21 protein-coding genes are annotated in these 25,779 nt (G+C 66.0%); 7 read left to right on the forward strand and 14 right to left on the reverse strand.

Annotation, left to right across the window (positions count from 1 at the left end):
* Positions 1 to 10 precede the first annotated feature (10 nt).
* The 3 genes from ACOZ9V_RS13740 (at position 11) to ACOZ9V_RS13750 (ending at position 3,389) form a co-directional block, all read left to right on the forward strand.
* Positions 11 to 1,228, forward strand: a complete 1,218-nt coding sequence (locus ACOZ9V_RS13740; RefSeq protein WP_434590884.1) for a class I SAM-dependent methyltransferase — start codon at positions 11 to 13, stop codon at positions 1,226 to 1,228.
* Between the two features lie 32 nt (positions 1,229 to 1,260).
* The gene (locus ACOZ9V_RS13745; protein WP_434590887.1) at positions 1,261 to 2,109 is read left to right on the forward strand and encodes a sulfurtransferase; all 849 of its coding nucleotides are present in this window, start codon (positions 1,261 to 1,263) and stop codon (positions 2,107 to 2,109) included.
* A gap of 383 nt (positions 2,110 to 2,492) precedes the next feature.
* Positions 2,493 to 3,389 (forward strand): C40 family peptidase, encoded by an 897-nt coding sequence (locus tag ACOZ9V_RS13750; protein ID WP_434590890.1) that lies wholly within the window; start codon positions 2,493 to 2,495, stop codon positions 3,387 to 3,389.
* Positions 3,390 to 3,496: 107 nt separating this feature from the next.
* Here the strand turns inward: ACOZ9V_RS13750 and ACOZ9V_RS13755 are convergent, their stop codons facing one another.
* From ACOZ9V_RS13755 to ACOZ9V_RS13775, 5 genes are all read right to left on the reverse strand, one after another.
* Positions 3,497 to 5,134, reverse strand: coding sequence for a glycoside hydrolase family 3 N-terminal domain-containing protein (locus ACOZ9V_RS13755; protein WP_434590893.1), 1,638 nt, complete (start codon positions 5,132 to 5,134; stop codon positions 3,497 to 3,499).
* 38 nt (positions 5,135 to 5,172) lie between these two features.
* Positions 5,173 to 6,687 carry a mannitol dehydrogenase family protein gene (locus ACOZ9V_RS13760; protein ID WP_434590896.1) on the reverse strand — a complete coding sequence of 505 codons (1,515 nt, stop codon included), beginning with the start codon at positions 6,685 to 6,687 and terminating at the stop codon, positions 5,173 to 5,175.
* Positions 6,684 to 7,637: a carbohydrate ABC transporter permease gene (locus ACOZ9V_RS13765; RefSeq protein ID WP_245395713.1), complete on the reverse strand. Its 954-nt coding sequence runs from the start codon at positions 7,635 to 7,637 to the stop codon at positions 6,684 to 6,686. Before ACOZ9V_RS13765 ends, ACOZ9V_RS13760 begins: the two co-directional genes overlap by 4 nt.
* Positions 7,634 to 8,575, reverse strand: coding sequence for a carbohydrate ABC transporter permease (locus ACOZ9V_RS13770; RefSeq protein WP_434590899.1), 942 nt, complete (start codon positions 8,573 to 8,575; stop codon positions 7,634 to 7,636). The genes ACOZ9V_RS13765 and ACOZ9V_RS13770 overlap by 4 nt, the downstream gene beginning before the upstream one ends.
* A gap of 94 nt (positions 8,576 to 8,669) precedes the next feature.
* Entirely contained in the window at positions 8,670 to 10,028 is a 1,359-nt protein-coding gene (locus tag ACOZ9V_RS13775; protein ID WP_434590902.1) for an ABC transporter substrate-binding protein, read from the reverse strand.
* A 130-nt stretch (positions 10,029 to 10,158) separates the two neighbouring features.
* Between ACOZ9V_RS13775 and ACOZ9V_RS13780 the strand changes: the two genes are divergently transcribed.
* The 4 genes from ACOZ9V_RS13780 (at position 10,159) to ACOZ9V_RS13795 (ending at position 15,202) form a co-directional block, all read left to right on the forward strand.
* Entirely contained in the window at positions 10,159 to 11,172 is a 1,014-nt protein-coding gene (locus ACOZ9V_RS13780) for a sugar-binding domain-containing protein (RefSeq protein ID WP_434590905.1), read from the forward strand.
* Complete coding sequence (locus ACOZ9V_RS13785) at positions 11,169 to 12,824, forward strand: xylulokinase (protein WP_434590908.1); 1,656 nt, start codon at positions 11,169 to 11,171, stop codon at positions 12,822 to 12,824. The genes ACOZ9V_RS13780 and ACOZ9V_RS13785 overlap by 4 nt, the downstream gene beginning before the upstream one ends.
* Before the next feature lie 5 nt (positions 12,825 to 12,829).
* Entirely contained in the window at positions 12,830 to 13,927 is a 1,098-nt protein-coding gene (locus ACOZ9V_RS13790) for an ABC transporter ATP-binding protein (protein ID WP_181272358.1), read from the forward strand.
* Between the two features lie 147 nt (positions 13,928 to 14,074).
* A complete protein-coding gene (locus ACOZ9V_RS13795) occupies positions 14,075 to 15,202 on the forward strand; it encodes a glutamate--cysteine ligase (RefSeq protein WP_139908678.1) in 1,128 nt (375 codons plus the stop codon).
* A gap of 162 nt (positions 15,203 to 15,364) precedes the next feature.
* Here ACOZ9V_RS13795 and ACOZ9V_RS13800 read toward each other — a convergent pair whose 3' ends face one another.
* The 9 genes from ACOZ9V_RS13800 to ACOZ9V_RS13840 all read right to left on the reverse strand — a co-directional run bounded on the left by ACOZ9V_RS13800 (position 15,365) and on the right by ACOZ9V_RS13840 (position 25,631).
* The gene (locus tag ACOZ9V_RS13800; protein WP_229664235.1) at positions 15,365 to 15,919 is read right to left on the reverse strand and encodes an NUDIX domain-containing protein; all 555 of its coding nucleotides are present in this window, start codon (positions 15,917 to 15,919) and stop codon (positions 15,365 to 15,367) included.
* Complete coding sequence (gene tsaD, locus ACOZ9V_RS13805) at positions 15,906 to 16,985, reverse strand: tRNA (adenosine(37)-N6)-threonylcarbamoyltransferase complex transferase subunit TsaD (RefSeq protein ID WP_181272360.1); 1,080 nt, start codon at positions 16,983 to 16,985, stop codon at positions 15,906 to 15,908. The genes ACOZ9V_RS13800 and tsaD overlap by 14 nt, the downstream gene beginning before the upstream one ends.
* The gene (locus ACOZ9V_RS13810; protein WP_434590913.1) at positions 16,982 to 17,509 is read right to left on the reverse strand and encodes a hypothetical protein; all 528 of its coding nucleotides are present in this window, start codon (positions 17,507 to 17,509) and stop codon (positions 16,982 to 16,984) included. Before ACOZ9V_RS13810 ends, tsaD begins: the two co-directional genes overlap by 4 nt.
* Positions 17,506 to 18,453, reverse strand: a complete 948-nt coding sequence (locus ACOZ9V_RS13815; RefSeq protein WP_434590916.1) for an aldo/keto reductase — start codon at positions 18,451 to 18,453, stop codon at positions 17,506 to 17,508. The genes ACOZ9V_RS13810 and ACOZ9V_RS13815 overlap by 4 nt, the downstream gene beginning before the upstream one ends.
* 95 nt (positions 18,454 to 18,548) lie before the next feature.
* A complete protein-coding gene (locus tag ACOZ9V_RS13820) occupies positions 18,549 to 20,939 on the reverse strand; it encodes a hypothetical protein (protein WP_434590919.1) in 2,391 nt (796 codons plus the stop codon).
* A complete protein-coding gene (locus ACOZ9V_RS13825) occupies positions 20,936 to 22,351 on the reverse strand; it encodes a hypothetical protein (RefSeq protein WP_434590922.1) in 1,416 nt (471 codons plus the stop codon). The genes ACOZ9V_RS13820 and ACOZ9V_RS13825 overlap by 4 nt, the downstream gene beginning before the upstream one ends.
* A gap of 3 nt (positions 22,352 to 22,354) precedes the next feature.
* Positions 22,355 to 23,200: a heme ABC transporter ATP-binding protein gene (locus tag ACOZ9V_RS13830; protein WP_434590924.1), complete on the reverse strand. Its 846-nt coding sequence runs from the start codon at positions 23,198 to 23,200 to the stop codon at positions 22,355 to 22,357.
* Positions 23,197 to 24,372, reverse strand: coding sequence for a FecCD family ABC transporter permease (locus ACOZ9V_RS13835; RefSeq protein WP_434590927.1), 1,176 nt, complete (start codon positions 24,370 to 24,372; stop codon positions 23,197 to 23,199). Before ACOZ9V_RS13835 ends, ACOZ9V_RS13830 begins: the two co-directional genes overlap by 4 nt.
* Complete coding sequence (locus ACOZ9V_RS13840; protein WP_434590930.1) at positions 24,369 to 25,631, reverse strand: heme/hemin ABC transporter substrate-binding protein; 1,263 nt, start codon at positions 25,629 to 25,631, stop codon at positions 24,369 to 24,371. The genes ACOZ9V_RS13835 and ACOZ9V_RS13840 overlap by 4 nt, the downstream gene beginning before the upstream one ends.
* Positions 25,632 to 25,779 lie beyond the last annotated feature (148 nt).

Below are 25,779 nucleotides of genomic sequence, written 5' to 3' on the forward strand. Positions count from 1 at the left end.
GGTGAAGCCTATGGATCCGCAGACACTGACCGAACTGCTCGACGTCGCCGTCCTCGAACGTCTCGACCGCATCGACGACCTCGAGGGCGATGAGCTCGCCCGATCCACGGCCCTGCGGAAGGAGGGCTACTCCGCCGAGGTGACCGCGGCCCTGCTCACTCAGGCGCGGCTGCGTCAGGAGGCGGCAGCGAAGCTCGGCCCCTTCGCGGAGGACATGCTCTTCACCCGTGACGGGCTGGCCCAGGCCACGCGGCTGCCGGTCGCCGCTCATCATGCGCGTCGCCTCATCGGCGACGTGGCCGAGGGTGAGTCCTTCCGCATCGCCGATCTCGGATGCGGGATCGGCGCGGACTCGGTCGCCTTCGCCGGAATGGGCGCGCAGGTCTCGGCTGTCGACGCCGACGAGGTCACCGCCGCCATCGCCGCCTTCAATCTCCGTCATCTGCCCGATGCCACCGTCGAACATGCGCGCGCCGAGGACGTCGACCTCGGCGGATTCGACGCGCTCTGGTTCGATCCGGCCCGGCGGACCGTCGGCAAGGCCGACAAGCGCGGATCGACTGCCCGCATCACCGACCCCGAGGCGTTCTCCCCCTCTCTGTCATGGGTGATCGAGAAGGCGAGTACGGCGAAGGCGGCCGGAGTGAAGCTCGGCCCGGCACTCGACCACGACCTCGTCCCCGAGGATGCCGAAGCCCAGTGGGTCTCCCATAACGGCGAGGTCGTCGAGGTCTGCCTCTACTTCGGTGCGGCCAGGCAGCGCCGCGGCCGCGGAGCCCTCGTCATGGGCGAACGCACCCTCCTCGTCCATGAACACGATCTCCCTCTTGAGGACGAGTCAGGCATCGGGGAGCTCGGGAAGTATCTGCTCGAACCCGACGGGGCGATCGTGCGCGCCGGACTCGTCGCCGCATTGTGTGCACCGCTGCAGGCGCGCCGACTCCACCCGAAGATCGCGTATCTGACCACCGACGTCGAACCGAGCGGGCCGGCCTCTGCAGGCGTCACCTCCTACGAGGTCGTCGACGTACTGCCCGCGAAGGTACCGAGTCTGCGCAAGGAGCTCGTCTCCCGCGGAATCGGCTCGGTCGTGATCAAGAAACGCGGTGCCGACATCGTGCCCGACCAGGTCCGACGCCAGCTCAAACTGCCCAAGGGCGACAAAGCCACGATCGTATTCACCCGGCTCGGCGATAAGCACGTCGTGCTCCTCACCCAACCTGTGTGACCCTTTCAACCTGTCCGTGAAGAAATCCGCCCGTGAAGGAGATCGAATTGTCCCGCTCCGACGTTCTCATCAGCGCCGATGAACTGCTCACCCGAATGGCCGACTCCCCAGCGCCGAGGCTGCTCGACGTCCGTTGGACCCTGCCGAAGCCCGATGGCCGCGAGGACTTCGCCGCCGGGCACATCCCCGGTGCTGTCTATGTCGATCTCGACACGGAGCTCGCCGACCACGGCACCACCGATCCGACGGCCGGTCGCCACCCGCTGCCGAGCCCCGAAGCCTTTCAGGAGACGGCGCGCTCCTGGGGCATCGACGAAGGCACCGAGGTCGTGGTCTATGACGACAACTCCTCCCTCGGAGCGGCCCGGGCCTGGTGGCTGCTGCGCTGGGCGGGATTGAGCGCGCGAGTCCTCGACGGCGGGCTCGCAGCGTTCCGTGACGCCGGCGGGACGCTCGAGACCGGCGACTCCCCCGAGGTCGCACCGAGTGCCGTGGAGATCAGCCCGGGTCGACTGCCCGTCATCGATGCCGAGGCGGCAGCCGGTTTCGATGGAGTCCTGCTCGATGCCCGTGCCGGTGAGCGCTTCTGCGGAGAGACCGAACCGCTCGATCCGCAGGCCGGTCACATTCCCGGGGCGAAGAGCGCCCCGGCCACGGACAACGTTCCTGCGGGGACGTTCCTGCCCGAGGCGCTGCTGCGCGAACGCTTCGATGAACTGGGCGCCCTCGATGGTCCCGTCGGCGTGTACTGCGGTTCGGGAGTCACCGCCTGCCACAACGCTCTGGCGCTGGCGACCCTCGGCGTCGAGGCCAGCCTCTACCCCGCGAGCTGGTCCGGTTGGTCATCCGATCCCAATCGACCCGTCGAAACCGGCTCCTGACGCTCAGTCACAACCGGCTCCTGACGCTCAGTCATCACCGCACGTGCGCGCCACCGCGTCCGCGCGCGATAAAACGTCGACGGCATTCTTGGGTCGATCCACGGTGGTTTGGCCGCGAATAACGCCGCGGATCGACCCAGGAATCGCGGCTCGCGAATGTCACGAAACGTTATTCAAGACTGAGACTGAGCGCTGAATCACAGTCGCAATCAGGCGGAACCACAGCCCGCCACCAGCCATTCTTGTCCGCACTGCCCCTGTGACCTGGGATTATGCCCTCGAACCTGCCCGAGAATCCTTTTGTAACAAAAACGTGACAGAAGATCACGAATTCGTTACAGTGGAGGACATCGTCACACTCAGACAGGCAACGAGAGGAAATCGTGGCATCTAAGCAGCACGGCCGCCGCGCCGCGAACGCCAAGGCCAAGACACCACTGACCGAGCTGAGCGAACTGCTCGCAGCGAACTCCGGCGCATTCGGCCGCCGTGCCGCAGTCGTCGCCGCCAGCGGCGGACTGCTCACCGCAGCGGTCCTCCCTGCCGCAGGGCAGGGAGCCGACGACGAGGCGAAGGTCGCAGCCGAGTCCGAGAAGCAGGCACCGGTCGAGTTCAAGAACCAGACACCGACCATCGATGCCGGCGGCGCGTCGAAGAAGGGCGATCAGGAGGCTGAAGTCACCGTCGACACGGACGTCGTCACTGCCGAAGCCGCCCCCAAGCCGAAACCCAAACCGAAGCCCGAGCCGAAGGAGGAGCCGGAGACGACCGTCGCCGAGCCGGCCCCCGCTGAAGAGCCGGAGGAGGAGCCGAGCGAGTCCGCGGACGATGACTCCGCCGGCACGAGCGATGAGGGTCCGGCCGATTCGGGCGACGACAAGAGCAAGGACGACGGTGCGGACTCGGGCTCCGGAGACGTCAAGATCCCGGACGGGTCGAAGGCCGAGCAGGTCATCGCCATCGCGAAGCAGTACGTCGGCACGCCGTATGTGCTGGGCGGGACTTCACCCAGCGGCTGGGACTGCTCCGGCTACACCTCATTCGTCTACGGCAAGGTGGGCGTGGATCTTCCGCGCACGTCTTCGGCACAGAAGGGCGCCGGGCAGACCGTCTCGGCCTCCGAGGCGAAAGCCGGAGATATCATCTGGTCTCCGGGCCACGTCGGCATCTACGCCGGCGACGGCATGATGTATGACGCTGGGAACACTTCAGTGGACACCAGCTACCGCAGCGTCGACTGGATGACCCAGCAGGGCGCACAGTACATCCGCGTGCTCTGATCTCCACTCAGAACTGAATACATAAGAAATCCCCTCGTCGGCACAGTGCTGGCGAGGGGATCTCTTATGTGCGCCGCTCGTTCACGACCATGAGCGCAGCCTGCTGGTCACCCACAGTCGGGAACTTTGTCGCTGCCGTCGTATTCGGCAGGCAGCTGACCCGATGCCTCGAGGTCGCCTTTCAGCCACTTCGCCACGGCCCGCAGAGCATACGGGTTCGAGTCGTACGCGGTCACGGCGGACTTCGCCGCGGTGCTGCGCATCGTCCACGGAGCAGCGGTGCCCACGGCCACCTCGGCGGAGGTCGACGGGCTCAGGCTCACGGAGGTTCCACCGGATCCCACGGTGAGGCCCTCGGCTTCGGCGGCTTCCTTCAGTGCCGCCTTCTCCTTGTCGCTGCCGCCGACGATCGAGATCGAATCGGTCCCGGTGAAGGAGCATTCGCCCTTGAGCACGGTCAGCGACTTGTCGGCGACCTCGGTGAGGACCTTCTTCGGATCCTTCGCATCCGAGTCCCCGGCCTGCACGCTCTTCTGAGCCTCGGCGGTGGCCAGCTGGGCTGCGACGACGCGTTCGGACTTCTCGACGAGGTCCTTTTTCTCCAGCGTCCCGTCCCCAATCGCCTTGACGATCGCCTTCTGCGCGGCCGCCGAATCCGGGGGCATGAGCGCGATATCGGCTCCAGCAGCGAGCGCCTTGACGGTCTCTCCGCCATTGAGGTTTTGCGGCACAGCCTTCATGTTGAGCGCATCCGTGGTGATGACACCGTCATAGTCGAGGGTCTCACGCAGCGCCGAGTAGGCCTTCTCGTTCAGCGTCGCGGGCGTTGTCTTCGCATCGGGCAGACCGATATGACCCATCATCACCATCGGCACACCGGCCTTGACCGCGGACTTGAACGGCAGGAGATCCGTGTCCTCCATCTCCTCGATCGACTTCTCCGACACCGGCAGGCTCTCGTGCGAATCCACGCCGAGGCGGCCGTGCCCCGGGAAGTGCTTCGCCGAGCTCGACACCCCACCTGACCGGTATCCCTCGACTGCGTCGGCGACGACCTCGGCGACATCCTCGTGGTCAGTGCCGCCCGAGCGGACGTTGATCGCTTTGTCCTTCGGTCCAACCGTGACGTCGGAGTCCGGAGCGAAGTCGATGGTGAAGCCCAGATCGGTGAGGTTCTGCCCCTGCACGGTCGTGGCGTCGGTGATGAGATCGGAATCCTCGGTCGCGGCCAAGCCCATGAGCGGCGGGAACGGCAGGGCTGCGGTGCCGAGGCGTGACACCGGTCCGCCTTCCTGATCCACGCCGATCGATACGGGCTGACCCTTCGACCGTGCCGCGGAGATCTGACCAGTCAGTTCCGTGACCTGGTCCTTCGTCGGGTTCTCGGCCAGGTTGTAGCCCATGACGATGACCCCGCCGAGGTGGTTCTGCTTGACCATGTCCACCGGGGTCTGCGTGTCGGTGCCTTCCCAGGTGCCGATGATGAGGGACCCGGCGAGTTCCTCGTCAGAGAAGTCTCCGACGATGTCCGCGGCCTCGTCCTTGAAGTCGGCCGGATCGGCGTCGGCGGGGTTGTCCAGGGAAGATTCGGTCTGGTTGTCAGACTGCGCTTGGGTCTGAGAACCCGAATCGGCGGAGGACTTCTGTCCGGCCGTGGAGGATTCGGGGGCTGACGCTCCGCCGGAACAGCCGACGAGCGCGAGAGTCGTGGTCAGGGCCAGGAGGCTCAGGCGAGAACGCAACATGTCTCCATGCTAGACGTTCCCGCCTGCTCAACGCCTGTTCAGAGTTCTTCGTGAGCGGCCAGACGGCGGGCGGTCTCCTTCGCTCCCCGTTCGTACAGCGATGTCAGTGCCTTGAGATACGGTTCGGTGAACCTCGGCTCCTCGGCCAGCGGTCCGAAGAACTGTTCCTGCCGGACGAAGGCCAGAGGGTCCTCGCCCTGTGTCGCGGCAACCGACTGCAGTTCGTCGGCATAGCGGTCGACGATGGTGAACCGACCGCCGGATTCGTCATGCCCTTCGGCATACCGGGCCCACGAGGCGCAGATCGCCGCTGCCACCTCGATCGGGTGGCCCGAGGCGAGGTTGTCCTTGACGACCGGCAGCAGCCATTTGGGGATCCGGTCAGACGACTCTGCGCCGAGGCGGGCGAGGGTGTCGCGGATCTCCGGGTTGCTGAAGCGTTCGATGAGCGAGTCCTTGTAGGCGTCCAGGTCGATTCCGGGCAGCGGTGCCAGACTCGGTGTGCCCTCTTCGTCCATGTATCGGCGCAGGTAGACCGGGATGTCCGGGTTCGCCATCGCCTCATGGGCGAAGGTGTATCCGCCGAGGAGGCCGAAGTACGCGAGCCCCTGATGCCCGGAGTTGAGCAGGCGCAGCTTCATATGCTCATAGGGCTGAACGTCGTCGACGACCTGTACTCGAGCCTCTTCATAGGGAGGACGGCCGGAGGTGAAATCGTCCTCGAGCACCCACTGGAAGAAGGGCTCGGCGACGACCGGCCAGGCATCGGTGACTCCGGTGTCGGCCACCAGGTCGGCGCGGTCGCCGTCAGTGGTGGCCGGGGTGATGCGGTCGACCATCGAGTTCGGGAACGCCACGGACTCGGCGATCCACTCCGCGAGTTCGGCATCGACGAGGCGAGCGAAGGCAGAGAACATCTTCGCCGCCACATCGCCGTTCTCCGAGATGTTGTCGCACGACTGCACGGTGAACGGTGCGACTCCGGCCTCACGTCGTGCTCGCAGAGCGGAGACGACATAGCCGAAGACGGTGGCCGGCAGCTCACCGGCCCGCAGCGCCTCGACATCGGCGGCGATCGTCGGCTCATCGGTGATGAACTCCCCGGTGACGGGGTTGACGTTGTATCCCCCCTCGGTGACGGTCAGGGAGACGATGCGGATCGTCTCATCGGTGAGCAGGTTAAGCAGTCCGGCAGGGTCATCGGGCCCGAATCGGTAGTCGATGATCGACCCGATCACCCGACGTTCCTTGGTTCCGTCGGCGTGTTTGAGCGTCAGCGTGTACAGGTGATCTTGGTCGGCGAGCGCATCGCGCATGGCCACGTCGTGGGGCAGCACTCCGGCTCCGACGATCCCCCAGTCGGAGGCCAGCCCAGCCCCGAGCAGATCGTCGAGGACCATGGCCATGTGCGCGCGGTGGAATCCGCCCACTCCGAAATGGACGATGCCGGGGCTCACGGCCGACCGATCATAGGCGGGGACGGCGATACCGTGGTCGGCCACCTCGGCGAGGTTCTGGGTGTTGAGGGAAAGCGCGGTGGTCGGTGCGGTCATTTGACGGCTCCCATGGACAGGCCCTGGACGAGTTTGTCCTGGGCGGCGATTCCGGCCACGAGCACGGGCACGGAGATGATGAGTGAGGCCGCGCACACCTGCGACAGGAACAGACCCTGGGAGGTGACGAAGCTGGTGAGGAACACGGGTGCCGTCGATGCCGCCGTGGAGGTGAGCACGGTGGCGAAGAGGAGTTCGTTCCACGAGAAGATGAAGCAGATCAGGGCGGTCGCGGCCAGTCCGGGTGCGGTCAGCGGCAGCAGGATCTGCAGAAAGACGCGCGGCAGGCGGGCGCCGTCGAGTTCGGCGGCTTCGAGGACTTCGACGGGCACCTCGGCGAGGAAGGAGCGCATCATCCACACCGCGATCGGCATGTTCATCGCCGAGTAGATGATGATGAGCAGCAGCCAGGTGTCGAGGATGCCGAAGGATTTCGCGACGAGGTAGACGGGCAGGAGGCCCGCAACCATCGGCAGCATCTTCGTCGACAGGAGGAAGAACAGCACGTCCGACCAGCGTTCGATACGGCGGATCGCCAGTGAGTACGCGGCCATCGTGGAGAGGACGAGGACGATGAGCGTCGAGACGATCGCGGCGACCGCTGAGTTGATGAGGAACGGCCACGGGTTCGCGCCGTTGCCGCCGCCGAAGAAGTTGACGAAGGACTCCAACGTCAGCGGAGCGAAGTAGCTCGGCGGGTTCGTCGAGGCGTCGGTCTCCGCGTGCAGGCTGGTCAGCAGCATCCACAGCAGAGGTGAGACGAACAGGAGTCCGACGAACCAGGCCAACAGGCCGAGCAGGATCTTGCCCGCCCGCCCCTGGCCGGGCCGCCTCGGTGCGTTCGCCTTTCGCCGAGGCGGCTCTGCGGAACCGGGTCCGCCCGGTTCGGTCGGGGTGGGGGTCACCCCGGGTGCGGGGTGGTCGTCCACGGTGAGGTCGGGGGTGCTCATGAGTTCTCCTCCTTGAGCAGGGTCGATGCGGTGCGCAGGGCGAAGGTCGCAGTGATGAGTGAGGCGATGACGACGATGACACCGACGGCGGAGGCGACTCCGTAGTCCTGAGCGACGAAGAACTCCTGGTAGATGACGTACGGCAGGGTGGCGGTGCCGAGCCCTCCGGAGGTCATGGTGAAGACCATGTCGAAGTTCTGGACGATGTAGATGGTGCCCAGCAGTGCGGCGAGTTCGATGTATCGGCGCAGGTGGGGCAGGGTGATGAAGCGGAAGGTCTGCCAGGGTCCGGCGCCGTCGACGAGGGCCGCCTCGTAGACGTCCATGGGTCGTGACTGCAGTCCGGCGAGCATGATGAGCATCATGAACGGCGTCCACTGCCAGACGAGGACGATCCCGATGCCCAGCAGCGGGTTCGAGGTCATGAGGTCCGGCTGTGGGGCGTTCTCGCCGAACACGGTGGTCAGCAGCCCGTTGATCAGGCCGTACGAGGGGTTGAAGATCGCGTGCTTGAACAGCAGCGCGGCGGCGACGGGGACGACGAGGAACGGGGTGATCATCAGGGTGCGGACGAATCCGCGGCCGATGAACTTCCGATCGAGCAGCAGCGCGATGCCCAGACCCAGCAGAGCCGAGGCCAGCACGACGCCGACCGTGAGCCCGACGGTGACGATGACGGCCTTGAGCAGGTTCGCATCGGTGAAGACGGTGACGTAGTTCTGGACGGTGCCGAAGCTGATGTCATCGGGGTAGGCGGCGTTCCAGTTCATGAACGAGATGATGATCGTGATCGCGAACGGGATCTGGGTGACGAGGATGACGAAGATCAGCGCCGGCAGCATGGGCGCGCGCTTGAGCCATCGGTCCTTGGCACGGGGTTTCGGCGGCGTGATCGGCTGCGATGCACGCTCGGCGGCTGGAGCTGACACTTCGAACATCCTTCGTCAGGCGGGTGGTGCGGTCGGGCGGCGGTGCGGATGGGGCCGGGGCCGCCTCGGGGAGGGTGACGATCACCCTCCCCGAGGCGATCGGTCACTTCTTGTACTTGTCTCCGACCTTCTCGGCTTCCTTCTGGCCCTTCTTCAGGGCCGCATCGGCCGACGTGCGACCGGCGATGGCGGAGCTGACGTCTTCGGAGATGCCCGTGGCGAGGTCCGCGAATTCGGGGATCGTCACGAACTGGACGCCCAGCGTCGGTCGCGGCTGGACTCCGGGGCTGACCGGGTCGGCCGAGTTGATGGCGTCCTCGGTCTGCTGATAGAAGGGCTTCGCGGCCTTCTGGTACTCGGGGTTCTCATAGGTCGAGGTCCGCTTGCCCGCCGGCACATGCTGCCAGCCGAGCTCCTCGGCGACGGTCTCCTCGTAGTCCTTCGACGAGGCCCAGGCGACGAACTGCTTCGCCGCGTCCTGGTTCTTGCCTGCGGCCTGGATGCCCCATGCCCAGGTGTAGAGCCAGGAGCTCGACTCCGTCTCCTTCACCGGCGCCGCGACGTAGCCGATCTTGCCCTTGACGGGAGAGTCATCGGCCTCGAGGGTTCCGGTGGCGGCCGTCGAGTCGTACCACATGGCGACCTTGCCCTGCTGCAGGTTCGTCAGGCACTCGGTGTAGCCGGCCTGCGGGGCACCGGATTCGCCGTGGTCCTTGATGAGGTCGACGTAGAAGTTCGTGGCTTCCTTGAATTCCTTGGAATCGACCTGCGCGTTCCAGTCCTCGTCGAACCAGGTCCCGCCGAAGGTGTTGACCACGGTCGTCAGCGGAGCGAACATCTCACCCCAACCGGGCAGTCCGCGCAGGCAGATGCCCTTCGTGCCCTTCTCCGCACCGTCGACCTTCGCCGCGAGCTTCGCGACTTCGTCCCAGGTCGGCTTCTCCGGCATCTCCACGCCGGCCTTGTCGAAGATGTCCGTGCGGTACATGAGGAATGAGCCCTCACCGTAGAACGGCTCACCATAGACCTGGTCGTCGACCGTCATCGACTCGGCCATCGGCGCGAGGATATCGTCCTGGTCGAAGCCCTCGGCATCGACGACGCCTTCGTCCATGGGGGTGAGCCATTTGTTCTTCGCGTAGGTCGGGATCTCGTAGTTCGACATCGAGGCGACGTCGTAGTTGCCGGCCTGAGCGGCGAACTCCTGGCCGATCTTCGCCCGCACCTCGTTCTCCGGCAGCACGGTGTAGTTGACCTTGATGCCCGTGTCCTTGGTGAAGTGGTCGGCTGTGAGCTTCTGCAGGTCCTGCATCTGCGGGTTGTTGACCATGAGGACGTTGACTTCGTCGCCGCCGCCCCCGGCCGAGCTGCCGCCGGCACCACCACAGCCGGACAATGCCAGTGCTCCGACCATGCCGATGGCCGCCCAAGTGGCTCTCCGGCCTGTGATCAGGTGTTTCATCGTTGCGCCTTCCCTCGTCCTTGCGGGATCGCAGCCCGCCGTCGGTTCGCTGCGAGAAAATCATATGAGCATCCGTGCTCATATGTGCAATACTGTGTCACGAACCAATCAGATGTGCAACACTTCACATATGAGCGAACACACAGTCGTCGACGCCGAAGGGAGGCCCATGTCCACGGTGCCCACCGCCCGCCACCGCCGCTTCCTCGCCCAGCTGGCCCGCGATCACTACCTTGAGGGGCGGTCCAAGGTCGAGATCGGCAAGTCGAACGGACTCAGCCGGTTTCAGGTCGCCCGCCTCCTCCAAGAGGCCGTCGACACCGGAGTCGTGACCATCACCATCGAAGCCGACGCCGGTGAAGCCGACGGTCTGGCCGAGCAGGTCGCCGCAGCACTCGGCCTCGACTCGGTCGTCATCGTCGACATCCCCGACGAGACCCAGGCCTCCCAGCAGATGGGTCGGGCCGCACTGTCGCTGGTCGGCCGCCACGCCCATGCGGGGATGCGCATCGGCCTGTCTTGGTCGCGCACCTTGGATTCCGCGGCCGCGTTCACTCCGGCCCTGCCCCGCTGCACGATCGTCCAGCTCGCCGGTGCGCTGCGCCTGGAATCGCATCGTCCCAGCTCGGAGATCTTCACCCGGCTGGGCCAGGATCCGGCGGTGAGCATGGTCCGTCTGCCCGCCCCGCTGCTCGTCACCGAGGCGGGAACCGCCGCTGACCTGCGGGCACTGCCCGAGATCTCCGGGACCCTGGCCGCCGCCGATGACCTCGATCTTGCCGTGGTCTCCGTGGCTTCCTGGGCCGAGGGCCTGTCCTCGGTGTGGGAGAAGTGCTCCCCCGCCCAGCGTCAGGCGGGCATCGACGACGGTGCCATCGCCGAGGTGTCCGGACGTCTCTTCGCCGCCGACGGATCCGATGTCACCACGATCGACGACCGCGTCATCGCCGTCACCCTCGATCAGCTCCGCCGGGCTGGGACGACCGTGGGAGTCGCCCGTGGAGCCGAGCGCGCCCGCGCAGTCCGTGCCGCCTGTGCCGCCGGGATCCTCGATATCGCGATCATCGACCGTGCGTTGGCCGATGAGATCCTCGCCGAGGCGGCCGACCCCGGTGCTGCTCCAGCTGAGGAGGAGTTCCGATGAGTTCGAATCGCAGGTTCGTCGCCGGTGTCGACTCCTCGACCCAGAGCTGCAAGGTCGTCATCGCCGATCCGGACTCCGGTGACATCATCCGCACCGGTTCGGCCCCGCACCCTCCCGGCACCGAGGTCGACCCCGAAGCGTGGTGGACGGCTCTGCAGGAGGCGATCGCGGCAGCCGGCGGACTCGACGATGTCGCGGGTCTCAGCATCAGCGGTCAGCAGCATGGACTCGTCGCCCTCGACGCCGAGGGCCGGGTCATCCGCGATGCCCTGCTGTGGAACGATCTGCGCAGCAAGGCCGCGGCCAGAGACCTCATCGCCGAGGTCGGAGCCGCCGACTATGTCGCACGCACCGGGGTCCTGCCCGTCGCCTCCTTCACCGCCGCCAAACTGCGGTGGCTGCGCGATGCCGAACCGGACAATGCCGACCGGGTCGCCGCCGTCGCCCTGCCGCACGACTGGCTGAGCTGGCGCTTCCTCGGATACGGCCCCACCGACGCATCCGTCCGCGGTCCCGTGCTCGAGGCCTTGGTCACAGACGCGTCCGACGCCAGCGGCACCGCCTACTTCGACCCCTCCGCTTCACGCTACGATCTCGATCTCTTCCGCATCGCCTTCGGTGCGTCCGCCCGTGAGGCAGCGGGCTTGCCGTGCGCCGCGGATACGGACGTGGAGGCGGATTCACCGAACGTGGGCGGGAACGGGCAAGCCGCCTCGGCGATCATCCTTCCCCGCGTCCTCGCCCCCGACGAGGCGGCCGGGCACAGCCCGGACGGAATCGTCGTGGGCCCCGGGGCCGGGGACAATGCGGCCGCGGCGCTGGGACTCGGGGTCACCTCGGGGGATCTCGTCATCTCGATCGGAACGTCCGGTACGGTCTTCGGCACCACCGACCTGCCCATCGCCGATTCGTCCGGCACGGTCGCCGGGTTCGCCTCGGCCGACGGCGGGCGCCTGCCGCTGGTCGCCACGCTCAATGCCGCCCGCGTCCTCGATTCGGCGGCGAAGCTGCTGCGGGTCAGCCACGACGAACTCGCGGCCCTGGCGCTGGCGTCCCGGCCGGGAGCGGACGGGCTCACGCTCGTCCCGTATTTCGAGGGCGAGCGCACCCCGAACCTGCCCGATGCCACCGCTCGCCTCGAGGGGATGACCCTGGCGAACTCCTCGGCGCAGAACGTCGCCCGCGCCTTCGTCGAAGGAATGCTGTGCGGTCTGGCGGACGGGCTCGACGCGGTGCAGGCTCAGGGCCTGGAGGCCGGACGGCTGCTGCTCATCGGCGGGGCGGCACGCAATCCTGCCGTCCGGGAGGTCGCCCGCGATATCTTCACCGTGCCCATCGACGTGCCCGAACAGGCCGAATACGTCGCCATCGGGGCGGCTCGGCAGGCGGCGTGGACACTCTCGGGAACCCTGCCGGACTGGACAGTCGAGCTCGTCGCCACTCTGCATCCGCGTCCATCGCGGGTGCGGCAGCAGTACCGGTCCTGTGCAGCGCAGACGGCTGCACAGCAGACGGCCAGTCTCGTCTCGCCGGGCCACACAACGCCGGAACCGACTTCGTCAGAACCCTCTCTGTCCGAACGCTCATCGTCCGATCAATCACTGACCGATCACCGTGGATCTTCGGGTGCGCACGCATCCGCGAAAGGTTGAGAACAATGGCCACAGTCACCTTCGACAAAGCACTTCGTCAATACCCCGAGGCACTCAAACCCTCCGTCGACGAGGTCAGCCTCGACATCGCCGACGGGGAGTTCCTCGTCCTCGTCGGCCCCTCGGGCTGCGGGAAGTCGACGACCCTGCGCATGCTCGCCGGGCTCGAACCCGTCGACTCCGGTCACATCCGCATCGGCGACCACGATGTCACAGACCTCTCCCCCAGGGAACGCGATATTGCGATGGTGTTCCAGAACTATGCGCTCTACCCGCATATGAGCGTGCGCGAGAACATGGCCTTTGCACTGAAGATCGCGGGAGTCGCCAAGCAGGAACGCGATCAGCGCGTCGAGGAAGCCGCCCGGCTGCTCGACCTGGAACCGTACCTCGACCGCAAGCCGAAGGCGCTGTCCGGTGGGCAGCGACAGCGAGTGGCGATGGGGCGTGCCATCGTCCGGTCCCCGCAGGTCTTCCTCATGGACGAGCCGCTGTCGAACCTCGATGCGAAGCTGCGGGTGCAGACCCGCGCACAGATCGCCTCGCTGACCCGCCGCCTCGGCGTCACCACCGTCTACGTCACCCACGATCAGGTCGAAGCGATGACGATGGGCGACCGGGTCGCGGTCCTCGCCGATGGCCGGCTGCAGCAGGTGGACACTCCCGCGAACCTCTACGATCGACCGGCGAACCTCTTCGTCGCGGGCTTCATGGGCTCGCCGGCGATGAACCTCGTCGACGTGCCGGTCGAGGGCACGTCGCTGCGCCTCGGCGATGTCGAACTCTCACTGACCGCGGAACAGCGTGAGCAGGTCACCGGTGAGACGGTCACCGTCGGCATCCGTCCGGAGGATCTGCAGGTCACCGAGACGCAAGGCCTCGAGGTCACCGTCGATCTCGTCGAGGAGCTCGGCGCCGATGCCTACGTCCACGGTCGAGCGGTCCTGGCCTCGGGCGAGAAGACAGTGGTGGCTCGCGTCGCCGGTCGGTCGACGATCCGCCGCGGGGACACCGTGCGCGTCGCTCCCGATACCGCGCGCCTGCACCTCTTCGACACCGATTCGGGCAGCCGATTGGCCGAGGACACACGCCGCGCCGCGTGACCGGCGGACCTCGTGACCGGCGCGCCGACGGAGGCGAGCGCACCGCGGGACGGCGGCGCCGCCTCGGCGGGGGAATGCGGGGCATCACACAGCTCGAAAGTCGCCGCTGAGTCAGGGGAATCGGGCGTGCGCGATTATGATCGGATCATGGTCGATTTCGCACGCTCTCCCCGCTCCACCCTCGGTGTCGAGTGGGAACTGGCTCTGCTGGATTCTCGCAGCCTGGATCTGACCCCGGCTGCCGAGACTCTGTTGGCCGATGTGGCCGAGCATGCGCCCGAGTACGAGAAGCACATCGTCGGAGAGATGCTGACGAACACCATCGAGCTCGTCACCGGCGTGCACAAACAGGTGTCGACCGTCGCCGAGGATCTGGCCACTTCGATCGGGGCGCTGCGGAAGCTGACCGAGGCACGCGGTGTCGAACTGATGTCGGCGGGCACCCACCCGTTCGCGCAGTGGCAGTCGCAGGAGGTCCGCGCGAAGGACCGTTATCTCGAACTCGTCGATCGCACCCAGTGGTGGGGCCGGAACATGCTGATCTTCGGCGTCCACGTCCACGTCGGCATCGACTCGCGCGACAAGGTGCTGCCGATCGTCAACGCACTGCTCGCCTATGTCCCGCACCTGCAGGCACTGTCCGCATCGTCTCCGTTCTGGGGCGGCACGGACACCGGCTATGCCTCGAACCGAGCGATGATGTTCCAGCAGCTGCCGACGGCCGGTCTGCCGTTCCAGTTCGATCAGTGGGCGGACTACGAGAAGTACGTCGACGATATGCTCACCACCGGGATCATCGACAACATCAACGAGATCCGCTGGGACATCCGGCCGGCCCCGCACTGGGGCACCGTCGAGGTCCGTGTCTGCGACGGACTGCCGACCCTCGAGGAGATCCTCGCGGTCACCGCGTTCATCCAGTGCCTCGTCGATGACATGTCCGAACGCCTCGACGCCGGTGAGACCCTGCCGACGATGCCCGATTGGTTCCACAACGAGAACAAATGGCGCGCCGCCCGCTACGGCATGGACGCGATCATCATCGAGAACGCCGCGGCCGACGAGCGTCTCGTCACCGAATGTCTCGCCGATGAGATCGAACGACTCTCGCCCGTCGCTGAACGCCTCGGCTGTGTCGACGAGCTGCACTCGATCACCTCGATCATCGAACGAGGCGTGCCCTACCAGCGCCTGCAGAAGGTCTTCGGCACCACGGGTTCGCTCACCGAGGTGACCCGCTCGCTCATCGGCGACCTCCGCAACTCCTACAGCTGAGGCGGCTCTTCCGGGTTCGATTGCGCCCACCCGCGGCCGCATCAGCCCCTCATGCGTCCTAGGGGTGGATCCACCACGATTCGCAAGGAGATTTCGAGACGGATCCACCCACAGGAGACACGTGGGCCCGCAGGCACAGCCCCAACGGCGAGCGAGCCGAGCTCACAGATGGGGTCGGAGCAGCTCCAAGAGCGTCGGCAGCGCGGAGGCGACTCCCGGGTGCAGTTCGTAGTCGTTGAGCTCGTCCAGCGGCACCCACGACAGCTGGATGCTCTCGGGGTCATTGATGACAGCGTCGAAGCGGCGCAGGGTCTTCGCGATCACCGTCGTGTACGACCAGGTGTCCAGGTCGAGGATGTGCGTCTCGAGGATCTCGATGCCCGATCCATCCTGGTCGGGCACCCCGGCCTCTTCCCAGGACTCCCGGACCGCGGCCTCGACCGCCGACTCGCCCATATCGCGGGCGCCGCCGGGGAATCCCCAGGTCCCACCTTCGACCGACCACAGCGCCCGGTGCTGCATGAGCACCCCGCGCTCGGGATCGACGAGCATGAGCCCCGCGGCCCCGTTGAGACCCCAATGCTTCTTCCCATCGGACCCATACGTCCACCCGTCACCCGATCGCCGAGGCGGCCGACCGGCAGGCAGGCGCGTTGACTTCGCCGCCTGTGCGTTCCGTTCGGCGGCGCTGTTCGGGTCGCTCTCAGACGAGGACATGATCGACATCCAAAGAGGAGACGGCGGCGAAGGACAGGTCACTCGGTCCGATTCCGCGGGAGACGAGCTCCGCACCGAGAGCTGCGACCATGGCTCCATTGTCCGTGCACAGTGTCAATGGCGGCACGCGCAGAGTCACGCCCGCCTCGGCGCAGCGAGCCGAGAGCACTTCACGCAGGTGCGAGTTCGCGGCCACTCCCCCACCGAGGACGACATGGTTGATGCCGGTGTCAGCCGCAGCGAGCAGAGTCTTGGTCACGAGCACGTCGACGACAGCGTCTTCGAACCCGGCGGCGATATCGGCCACCCTTAGGTCCGCGCCCAGAGTCTCGGCCTTCGTCACCTCACGCAGGGCTGCGGTCTTCAGCCCGGAGAACGAGAAGTTATACCGACGCTCGGGGTCGCGCAGGTCCTGCTTCTTCGCGAGTCCGCGCGGGAATCTCACTGCCTTCCGGTCGCCGGGGATCCCGGTGCCGTCGAGCAGGCCGAGAGCAGCCTTCGAGATGTTCGGTCCGCCGGGATAATTAAGCCCGAGCAGGCGCGCGGTCTTGTCGAAGGCCTCACCTGCGGCGTCATCGATCGTAGCGCCGAGGAGTTCGATGTCCTCGACGAGGTCGCCGATGCGCAGAATCTCGGTGTGCCCACCGGAGACGAGCAGGGCGATGGTGGGAGTGGTCAATCCGTCGACGTCCTCGGCGACGAGGTCGACGGCCACGTGAGCGGCCAGATGGTTGACTCCGTAGAGCGGTTTGCCCAGCGCCGCGGCAAGTCCTTTGGCCGCGCCGACCCCGACCATGAGCGCACCGGAGAGACCCGGTCCGGCGGTCACCGCGACGGCGTCGATTTCGGACAGCTCCACCTCGGCGGTCTCACAGGCAGAGGCGATGGCCGGGCCGATGGCCTGCACATGGGCGCGGGAGGCGACTTCGGGCACGACCCCGCCGAAGCGCACATGCTCGTCCATCGACGAGGAGACGGTGTTCGTCAGCAGCGTGCGCCCGCGGACGATGCCGACCCCGGTTTCGTCGCACGAGGATTCGATGCCGAGGACGAGTGGGTCGCTCATGATCCGTCCTCCGGGGCGTCGGCAGACTCCGCGATTTCGAGGTCGAGGTCGGAGTAGATGGCCACGAGTTCGGGTTCGGTCACCTCGGCGATGTCCATACCGAGGGTGCGGGCGAAGAGGCGCAGATGCGTGTCCCACATCGGCCCCACCTCGGCGGCCTGACCGCGGGCGGTCTCGGCATCGGGCGCGGTATGGGTGAGCACGAGCAGGGTCTCCTGACCGGTCTCCCCCTCGATCGGCAGCACGCGGAGGCCGAGCACTCCGAAATCGTCGAGTTCGAGCAGCACGTGATCGAAGTCCTCGCAGCTGAGAACAGATCCGATCAGGTCGATATCCTCGAGTGCGAACGTGATCGTGCGCGTCTCTCCATCCTCGCCGAGGCGGAACGGCGCGAACCATGTCCGCACACCATCGGAATCGGTCAGTGCGTTCCACACCGTTTCGACGTCACGTTCGAGGAGCAGCTCGATGACGAGATCGGTGCCGTTCTCCCAGGTGACCAGGCGCGGGCTGGTCCCACTCATGCTTCCACCCAAGCTCCGTCGAGGGCAGCCTTCTGATCAGGACTCAGCTGCATCTGCGTTCCGGCGAGCAGCTCGGTGAGCTGTTCGGGCACGCGCGCCGAGGCGATCGTCGAGGGGATGAAATCGTGAGTGAGCTGCCAGGCGATGGCCGTGGCCGTCATCGTTGCCCCGTGGTCGGCGGCGACATCGTGAAGGACTTCGAGCGCGCCGAGGGCCTTCTGGTCGTCGACGAAATCGGCGACCCGGTCACCGCGGACGCTGCCGGTGGCGTCACCGCCGGTGTGCTTTCCGGTGAGGAACCCGGAGGCCAGTGAGTGGAAGGGCAGTTCGGCGATGCCTTCGGTTCGCAGGTACGCCTGCTTCTGCGGGTCGACCGCGGAGCGGGAGACGAGGTTGAATCGGTCTTGGACGACTCGATAGCAGGCCAAGGAGAGCTTCGTCGAGATCTTCCGAGCCTTCTGCAGTCGCTCGAGGCTGAAGTTCGATGCCCCGAGGTAGCTGACCTTGCCGGAGCGGACGAGCGCGTCGAACGTCTCGGCGACGGCGACCTGATCGACGTCATCATCGTCTCTGTGGGCATAGTAGACATCGATGTGGTCGGTGCCGAGCCGGCGCAGCGAGTCGTCGACGGCGATGCGGATATTCGCCGGGTCGAGGCCCTTGCGCTTGGGATGCATGCCGACCTTGGTGGCGATGACCATCTCGTCGCGGTTGCCGCGAGCCTTCATCCATTCGCCGATGATCGTCTCGGACTCTCCGCCCGAGTTCCCCTCGACCCAGGCCGAATACGCATCGGCGGTGTCGATGAAGTTTCCGCCGGCCTCGGCGTAAGCGTCGAGGACAGCGAAGCTCTGATCCCGATCCGCGCCCCAGCCGAAGGGGTTGCCACCCAGCTGAAGAGGGTGAACGAAGAGATCGGTATCTGCCAATTGCACACGTGTCATACCCTCCAGACTACCCTCCGAAGCATTCCGGTCAGGGCTCGGTTCACGGTGAGATCCACCGCGAACCGAGCCCTGCTCGGCCAGGTCTCCCGCTCTCAGACGAGGTCCGAGGGATCGAGGCCGATGTGGCGGCGGATTCCCGACCGGATGCCGAACCCGGCCACGATCGCCACGGCCAACCCGGTGCCCATGACGATCCAGGCCCGGATGGGCACCTCGGAGGCGGCTCGAGCTTCCTCGGCCTCCTGGGCGAAGACTGTCTCGTCGTCGATGTCGCCGTTCTTCTCCGACTTCTTGCCGTCGGCCCCCTTGCCCGCACCGGCGCCTGCTCCGCTGCCGGCACCGGCTCCGGCTCCGCCGGCACCGGCCTGCCCGGTTCCTGGTTGACCGCCGCCGCCCGCAGCGTTCTGACCGGGCGCGCCGGAGCCTGCACCCGGAGCGTAGTCTCCAGCGCCCGGCTCGTAGTCTCCGAGCGAGATGGTCATCGGCTGGGCCGGCTTGTAGGGATCCCGCGCTCCGTCGGAAGTGAACCAGTAGGAGTACTGACCTGTCTTGTGCTGGAAGTCGATGAAGTCCTGCGGGAAGGCACCCCAGTAGTCGCTGTTCTCACCGGTCTTCTTCGCCTGCGCCGAGGCGTTCTCATCAGCACCGCCGACCGCGCTGCCGGACGAGCCGGACTTGCCCTTGTTGTCGTATTTCACGCCGAGGTAGTCCGGGGTGGCCGTGATGTGTCCGTCGTCGAGGAGGGCGTCGACGTCGATGTTCTCGAAGTTCGCCATCGTGATCGATTCGGGTTTGAGGGTGACCCACTTCGACGAGTCGAACATGTCGGCTCCGTAACCGCTGAGGTCCGCCACGAGGCGGCCCTTCCCGCTGCTGTCGACCTCGAGCTTCGGGTCGGTCGCCGACCAATAGGTCATCCCGCCGTAGAACGCGACCGTGAAGCTGCCCTTCCACTGCACGGAGACACCGCTGTCGGTCTCGCTGACTTCGCCGTCCTTGATGGCCACCCGTGACTGGGTCCATGAGTCCTTACGCGATGTGGAGACGGCCTCACCGTCGGCATCGAGGCACCGGGAGTCCCAGGAGGCCTCCTTGAACGTCGACCCCGTCGGCTTCTGGATCGTCACGTTCCCGGACTTCGACTTGTAGAATCCACCACCACCGGAGGGCCAGACCCGGGCGCTGCCGGAGTCTTTCGCCTTGCCCGCCGAGAGGAAGTTGCAGCCGCCGAAGAAAGCTCCGCCGTTGGCTTCCCGGTTCAACGACCAGTACAGAGTCGCGGTCCCGTCGCCGGCGCTCTTCTTGTCGTCATCGCCCTTGCCGCCATCGCCTGGAGTATCCGGTTCTTTTGGATCCGGTCCGGGCGGTTCAGTGTGGTCTCCATCATCGGGATCCTCGACAGTCTTGTCATAGGTGACGGTGAGGTCGTTGGTCTTCTTCCGCGGCTGCAGTGAGGTGGGGCCGCCCGCGGTCGTGTACCAGTAGGAGTCCTGGCCGGTCTCGAGGTTGAAGTTGATCCAGTCCTGCGGCATCGCTCCCCACCAGGATTCGTTCTCCGCTGTCTTCGGGGTCTGAGAATTGCGTCCGTCCGCGCTCGTTGCAACACCGAGGAAGTCCGGAGTGAAAGTGAATCCGGTGTCAGTGACATCGACGTTCCCCCGCTGGATTTCGACGATGTCTCCGTCGCGGGCATCGAGCTTCTTCCAGATGCTCAGGTCGTCCATATCGGCGCCGTAACCGGAGTAGGTGCCGGTGATCGTGCCCTTGCCGTCCTTGACCTCGAGCTTCGGGTCCGAGATCGTCCAGTAGGTCATGCCGCCGTAGTAGGCGAAGGTCCAGGAACCTTCCCACTGGATCGAGGCATTGTTATTGTCGGGATCGACTATGCCCGAGCCGTTGTCGATTCGGACGTGGTCACCGGTGTGGTTGTTCTCGGCCTCGGCGTTGACCTTGTTGTTCACCGAGGCATACTGCATCTTTCCTTCTTCGTCTTCCTCCGTTGGCTTCGCGCACCGCTTCCCGAAGTTCGAGTAAGTATTGTCCTCCTTGACGATCGAGACATTGCCGTCGACGAAGTTCTTCTCGCCGTTTACCTTGAACAGAGTACCGGCGTCCTTGTCCGTCCATATCCGGGCCATCTCAGAATCCCCAGCCTCACCTGCGGCCAGGAAGTTGCAGCCGCCGAAGTACGATCCGCCGGTGGATTCGTCATTGACCGACCATTCGAAGACCGCATCGTCGATGTCCTGCTCGCCCGAGTCGGTCGCTTCGTCCTCAGGCGAAGTCGTCGAGGCGGCTCCCGGCACCGAGTACGGCGCGGTCACCGCCTGCGCCGGTCCGGTGAGCCCGAAACCGAGCAGCCCCAGGGCAGCGATCCCTGCCGCGGTGCGTGTGAGAATTCGACCCCTGCGGGTGGAGGTGTGAGTGTGCATCGTCGTTCCTCGTCCGTTCTCGTCCCGCAGGACGATCCGTTCGTGTGTCATGAGTGCGTCGTCGTGTCGTCAGAGTTGTCGGTGCCGTCCGGAGCGACCGCCGTGAGGACTCGCGTGTCCTTGTGATCCTCCGGGTCGGTCTCCCCCGCCGAGGCGGCCCCACCGTCCCCGGGTCCCGTGCTGTTGGCGCCGGACTCGGCTGTGATGACGCCTCCGGTGTAGAAGCTCGGCGCAGCGCCGACGCCTTCGTCGCCGCGGCTGCCCGCGGCTTTCCGGTCCTCGTCCTCGAAGAAGGCGATGACCTGGGGCGGAAGTTTGCCGGTGCCGGGACCGAGGCTCTGGTGGTTCGCGTGCGCCACGGCACGCTCGGAGCCGCGTTCGAGCTTGGCCAGCTGCAGTTTCTTCTTCCGCTGCATCACGAGCCGACGTTTGGCCAGCTTGTGCTGGGTCCTCATCCGTTTCCGCTCGCGTCGGTCGCGTTCCTTCTCCATCGCCGCCGGGCTGACTCCCAGCAGCAGACTCTTGACCGCGAGGTAGCCGCCGATGCCGAACCCGAGACCGATCGCGATGATCGACCCGAGCACGAGCACTCCGGCGAGGATGGCGAAGAAGATCAGCCATGATGTGCTCATCGGCGGTTCGCTGGCCACCGGTGCCACATTCGGATTCTGCGCGGGGTCAACAGTCTGGGTGTCCCCTCCGTCGGAGCCGCCGCCGGAGCTCGCTTCCGCTCCGCCTCCATCGTCACCGGAACCAGCGCTTGATTCGTCGCTCTTCTCATCGCCTCCGGACTTCTCAGTCTTCTCACCCTTCTCGCTCTTCTCGTCTTTCTCGGCGTCCTTGCCTGCGGCGGCACCGGAGGCGGAGAAGTCGACGGGCGTGAAGGATTCGTTGTTCGCGTTGTCGACACCGTGGGCGCCGATCGTGATGATGCCGCACTGGACCTCGCTGCAGTCGACCTGGGTCTCGTTCTGCGACCGGTCATAGGTCGTGAACTTCTCACCGGGGACCTTGATGGTTCCGCTCCACGTCCCGTTCGCCGCGATCTCTCCGCCGTTGGCGGCATAGGCCGTGCTCGACCCCGGGAAGGTCACGAAGAGCTGGTAGCCGGCTGGTTTGGTCTCATCGTCGTAGACGTAGCGGTAGTTCGAGCCGGTCACTCCACCCTTGCTCGGCCGCCATCCGCCGGAGGCGTCGTCGACCCAGCCGAAGAGGACGTAGATGCCGCCGAATCCGCCTTCGACGGATTGGAAACCGGAGCCGGAGAGTTTGAGCGTCGACTCGCCGTCGGCCTTCGGGGTGCCGGACACGGACACCTTCGGGGCCGCCTCGGCGGGGGTCGGATTGAGCATCGTCGTCGTCACGCCCACGGCGACGGCCAAGAGCGCGGAGATCGTGATGAGCGCGAGGATCCGCTTCACCGGCACCGAGGCGATGGTCCGGTGGAGTGCAGTCGTCAACATGGGTCAGTCTTCCTTTCGGCCGGCGCGCACGGGCACGACCAACGGTGCTCCGGTGTTGGGGTCGGCCACGATGGATACGGGATAGTCGTAGACGTCGCTGATGCGGTCGGCGGTGAGCACCTCGGCGGGTGGACCGTCGGCGATGATCGAGCCGTCGGAGATCATCGCGATCCGGTCGGCGTAGGCACCGGCGAGATCGAGGTTGTGGACGATGATGACCACGGCGCCTCCGGTCGAGGCGTAGTCGCGCGCCTGTTGGAGGACGAGCTCTTGGTGGCGGATGTCCATCGGTGCGGTCGGCTCGTCGAGGAGCAGCGCCGGGGTCGCCTGCGCAAGCACCCGGGCCAGCGCGACCCGGGCCTTCTCGCCTCCGGACAGGGAGGTGAACTTCCGGGCCGCGAACTGCACGGTCTCCGTGCGCGACATCGATCCGGCGACGATGAGGTCGTCGTGCTGGGATTCGCGCATGCCCGCCCACGGGGAGCGGCCCATTTCGACGACCTCGAGGACGGTGAACGGGAAGGCCATTCCGATGTCCTGGAGGAGGACCGCTCGACGCATCGCCAGTTCTCGGGTCGACCAGGAGTACTCCACTTCGTCGTCGATGAACACCTTCCCGGCGTCGAGCTCGACGTCGGCGGTGATGACGTTGACCAGGGTCGATTTGCCGGCGCCGTTGGGGCCGACGATGGCAAGCACCTCCCCGCACCGGATGTCGAGGTCGATGCCGGCGAGGATGGTGCGTTCGCCGAAGCTGACCTCGGCTCCGCGCACGGAGATGATCGGCTTGCCGGCGACGGGGAATTCCGGGCGGCGCACGGCCGATCTGCCCACGGTGATGATGCTCATGCCCACCCCCCTGATTCCTTGCGGCTGCGTCTGATGAGGTAGAAGAAGAACGGTCCGCCGACGAGCGAGGTGAGCATGCCGATGGGCAGATCGGCAAACTCGACGAGGGTGCGAGCGGCAAGATCGGCGATCGAGAGCAGCACGGCCCCGCCGAGTACGCTGGCCGGCAGCAGGAGCCGGTGCCCGGGCCCGATGATCATGCGGATGATGTGTGGGACGACGAGGCCGACGAAGGCGATGATCCCGCAGAAGGCGACAGCTGCGGAGACGAGCAGCGCGACGACGGCCATGACGATGATGCGCAGCCGCTCGACATTGATTCCGACATGACGGGCGCTCTTCTCCCCCAGCGACAGGATGTCGAGTCCCGGCGCGAGAGTCTGGGCGATGATGATCCCGAAGACGATGAGCGGGAGGATCAGCCCGACCTGGGACCATAGGCTGCCGTTGAAGCTGCCCATCTGCCAGAACACGATCTGTTCCCGCGCCGAGGTGGGTGCGGCGAAGGTGATGTACGCGATCGCGGCCCCGGCGATGGCATTGACCGCGACACCCGTGAGCACGAGCGTGATCACCTCTGTCCGCCCTCCCGAGCGGGAGACCGTGTAGACGATGAAGGTCGTGATCAGGCCGCTGACGAAGGCGAAGGTCGGGGTGGTGAAGGCACCGAGGAAGGTCCAGCCGAAGAGGATCGAGGCACTGGCGCCGACCGCGGCGCCGGAGGAGACTCCGACGACGCCGGGTTCGGCCAGCGGGTTGCCGAAGACGCCCTGCATCATGGCTCCGGCCACGGCGAGAGCGGCACCGACGAGGACGGTCATGACCACGCGGGGGAAGCGCACCTGCCACAGTGCCTCTTCGCCGAAATCGTGGCTCGGTCCCGGCAGCCAGTCGAGTCCGACTTTGCCCAGCAGTGAGCCGATGACCTCGAGCGGCGGGATGAAGAGCTGACCGATTGCGGCAGAGAGCACGGATGCGGCGATGAGGGCGATGATGAGGACGAGGAACAGGGTTCCCGCTCTGGCGGTGCGCTGGCCGCGGATGCGTCCGAGGTCGAGGCCGCCGTCCTCCCGGACGGCTTCGATACGGCTCGTCGGGGCGGGGCGGTTCGACGGGTCGGTGCGGCGGGATCGGCGCAGCGAGGTGTCCCGAATCTCGGTGGACTCACTCATGCCTCATCCTGTTCCAGTTCCTCATTGATCTCTTTCAGACGCTTCTCGATGGATTTCGGCGGATGGTCCGGGTGATAGGCGAGCTCGGGCGCGTAGATCGCGGTGCCGAGAGCCGCGAGCACCTGCGCCGAACGCGGGCCGAAGCTCATCACTTCGTAGTCGCTCATATCGACGAGCCGTCGATTCTTCCCTGCCGGAGTCTGTTTGATGCCGGGCAGTTCGAGAGCCTTGTCGATGCCTCCCACCGAGGCGAGCCCCAGGGTCATGACGATGATGACGTCGGGGGCTGCCTTGATGAGTGCCTCCGAATTCGTCGGCGACATGCCTTCGAATCCGACCTCGGCGGCGACATCGCGGGCGGAGACGGATTGGATGAGCGAATCCGCGCCGGAGCCGACGCCGAACCAGTAGTAGATGTTGCCGCGCAGATAGAGGAAGACCGTCCGCGGGCGATCGGCGGGATCCTCGGGAGCGAGCTTCGCGACGGCTTTCTGCGTGTCGTTGATCTCGCGGACGGTGCGTTCGGCGAGCTTGTCACCGAGTTCGGGCACACCGAGAGCATCCGCGACCTCCCGGATCTGCGGTCCCGCGGAGCGCACGCCGTCGGAATACGACGATGAGATGAAGATGACGGGAATGCCGGCATTGCGCAGCTGCAGCTGCGCGTCGTAGGGGCCGATGGTCGTGTCGGTGAGGACGACGTCGGGCGAGAGCGCGAGCACCGCCTCGGCGTTGATCTCATGTCCGCCTTGAGTGATCAGCGGCAGCTGCTCGGCACCGGGGACGACCTGAGTGAAGTCAGTGGCGATGTCTCTGCCGACGAGGTTGCAGCCGAGTCCGAGACCGACCACCGCGGCGGCGATCCCGCCGTTCTGGTTCATTGCGAGGATTCGGTCGGTCTTCTTCACCGTCTGCTCGGGACCGTCATTGCTCTTCACCGTCACCGGCAGGTTCGCTTCGTGCGCGGCAGTGTCGGAGACCGGCGGAATCTCGCCGGCCTGCGTATACGCGGTCGTCTGCCCCGTGATCTCCGTCGGGTCGGGCAGAGCTTTCCGGTCGACGTCGGGAACGTCGGGCAGATTCGGCGTCGACCGGGCGGGAGGCTGCTGACATGCGGCCTCACCTTGGGCGTTGATCGAACCGATGTTGTGGATTCCGTTGTTCCACAGCAGGACCGTCAGCACCAGACCGCCGGCGAGCCACGCGGTCCGGCGGAACGATCGACGGCGCACAGTCCTGCGCAAAGACCACTTCTGCATGAGTTAATCGAACATCCCTGAAAGTCATTTAATTAAGGCAAGGCTACTCATTCATAAGTAAGGCTAACCTTGGCTTTTTACGATATGTCTGTGTAGTCTATTTATCGTTCAGCGAATCCACAACTTCTGCTGATGATGAATCCAGGAT

Origin of the sequence: Brevibacterium sp. 1718, from assembly GCF_051131255.1 — a bacterium.
In the GTDB taxonomy this organism is placed as follows: Bacteria; Actinomycetota; Actinomycetes; order Actinomycetales; family Brevibacteriaceae; genus Brevibacterium; species Brevibacterium sediminis.

Excerpts from the sequence above, each read along its gene's own strand:
- ACOZ9V_RS13790 (WP_181272358.1), top strand. The coding sequence starts at position 12,830 with ATGGCCACAGTCACCTTCGACAAAGCACTTCGTCAATACCCCGAGGCA.
- ACOZ9V_RS13760 (WP_434590896.1), bottom strand. The coding sequence starts at position 6,687 with ATGACCGCACCGACCACCGCGCTTTCCCTCAACACCCAGAACCTCGCC.
- ACOZ9V_RS13820 (WP_434590919.1), bottom strand. The coding sequence starts at position 20,939 with ATGACACACGAACGGATCGTCCTGCGGGACGAGAACGGACGAGGAACG.
- ACOZ9V_RS13835 (WP_434590927.1), bottom strand. The coding sequence starts at position 24,372 with ATGAGTGAGTCCACCGAGATTCGGGACACCTCGCTGCGCCGATCCCGC.
- tsaD (WP_181272360.1), bottom strand. The coding sequence starts at position 16,985 with ATGAGCGACCCACTCGTCCTCGGCATCGAATCCTCGTGCGACGAAACC.
- ACOZ9V_RS13765 (WP_245395713.1), bottom strand. The coding sequence starts at position 7,637 with ATGAGCACCCCCGACCTCACCGTGGACGACCACCCCGCACCCGGGGTG.
- ACOZ9V_RS13795 (WP_139908678.1), top strand. The coding sequence starts at position 14,075 with ATGGTCGATTTCGCACGCTCTCCCCGCTCCACCCTCGGTGTCGAGTGG.
- ACOZ9V_RS13770 (WP_434590899.1), bottom strand. The coding sequence starts at position 8,575 with ATGTTCGAAGTGTCAGCTCCAGCCGCCGAGCGTGCATCGCAGCCGATC.
- ACOZ9V_RS13785 (WP_434590908.1), top strand. The coding sequence starts at position 11,169 with ATGAGTTCGAATCGCAGGTTCGTCGCCGGTGTCGACTCCTCGACCCAG.
- ACOZ9V_RS13780 (WP_434590905.1), top strand. The coding sequence starts at position 10,159 with ATGAGCGAACACACAGTCGTCGACGCCGAAGGGAGGCCCATGTCCACG.
- ACOZ9V_RS13815 (WP_434590916.1), bottom strand. The coding sequence starts at position 18,453 with ATGACACGTGTGCAATTGGCAGATACCGATCTCTTCGTTCACCCTCTT.
- ACOZ9V_RS13825 (WP_434590922.1), bottom strand. The coding sequence starts at position 22,351 with ATGTTGACGACTGCACTCCACCGGACCATCGCCTCGGTGCCGGTGAAG.
- ACOZ9V_RS13775 (WP_434590902.1), bottom strand. The coding sequence starts at position 10,028 with ATGAAACACCTGATCACAGGCCGGAGAGCCACTTGGGCGGCCATCGGC.
- ACOZ9V_RS13755 (WP_434590893.1), bottom strand. The coding sequence starts at position 5,134 with ATGTTGCGTTCTCGCCTGAGCCTCCTGGCCCTGACCACGACTCTCGCG.
- ACOZ9V_RS13840 (WP_434590930.1), bottom strand. The coding sequence starts at position 25,631 with ATGCAGAAGTGGTCTTTGCGCAGGACTGTGCGCCGTCGATCGTTCCGC.
- ACOZ9V_RS13740 (WP_434590884.1), top strand. The coding sequence starts at position 11 with ATGGATCCGCAGACACTGACCGAACTGCTCGACGTCGCCGTCCTCGAA.
- ACOZ9V_RS13810 (WP_434590913.1), bottom strand. The coding sequence starts at position 17,509 with ATGAGTGGGACCAGCCCGCGCCTGGTCACCTGGGAGAACGGCACCGAT.
- ACOZ9V_RS13800 (WP_229664235.1), bottom strand. The coding sequence starts at position 15,919 with ATGTCCTCGTCTGAGAGCGACCCGAACAGCGCCGCCGAACGGAACGCA.
- ACOZ9V_RS13830 (WP_434590924.1), bottom strand. The coding sequence starts at position 23,200 with ATGAGCATCATCACCGTGGGCAGATCGGCCGTGCGCCGCCCGGAATTC.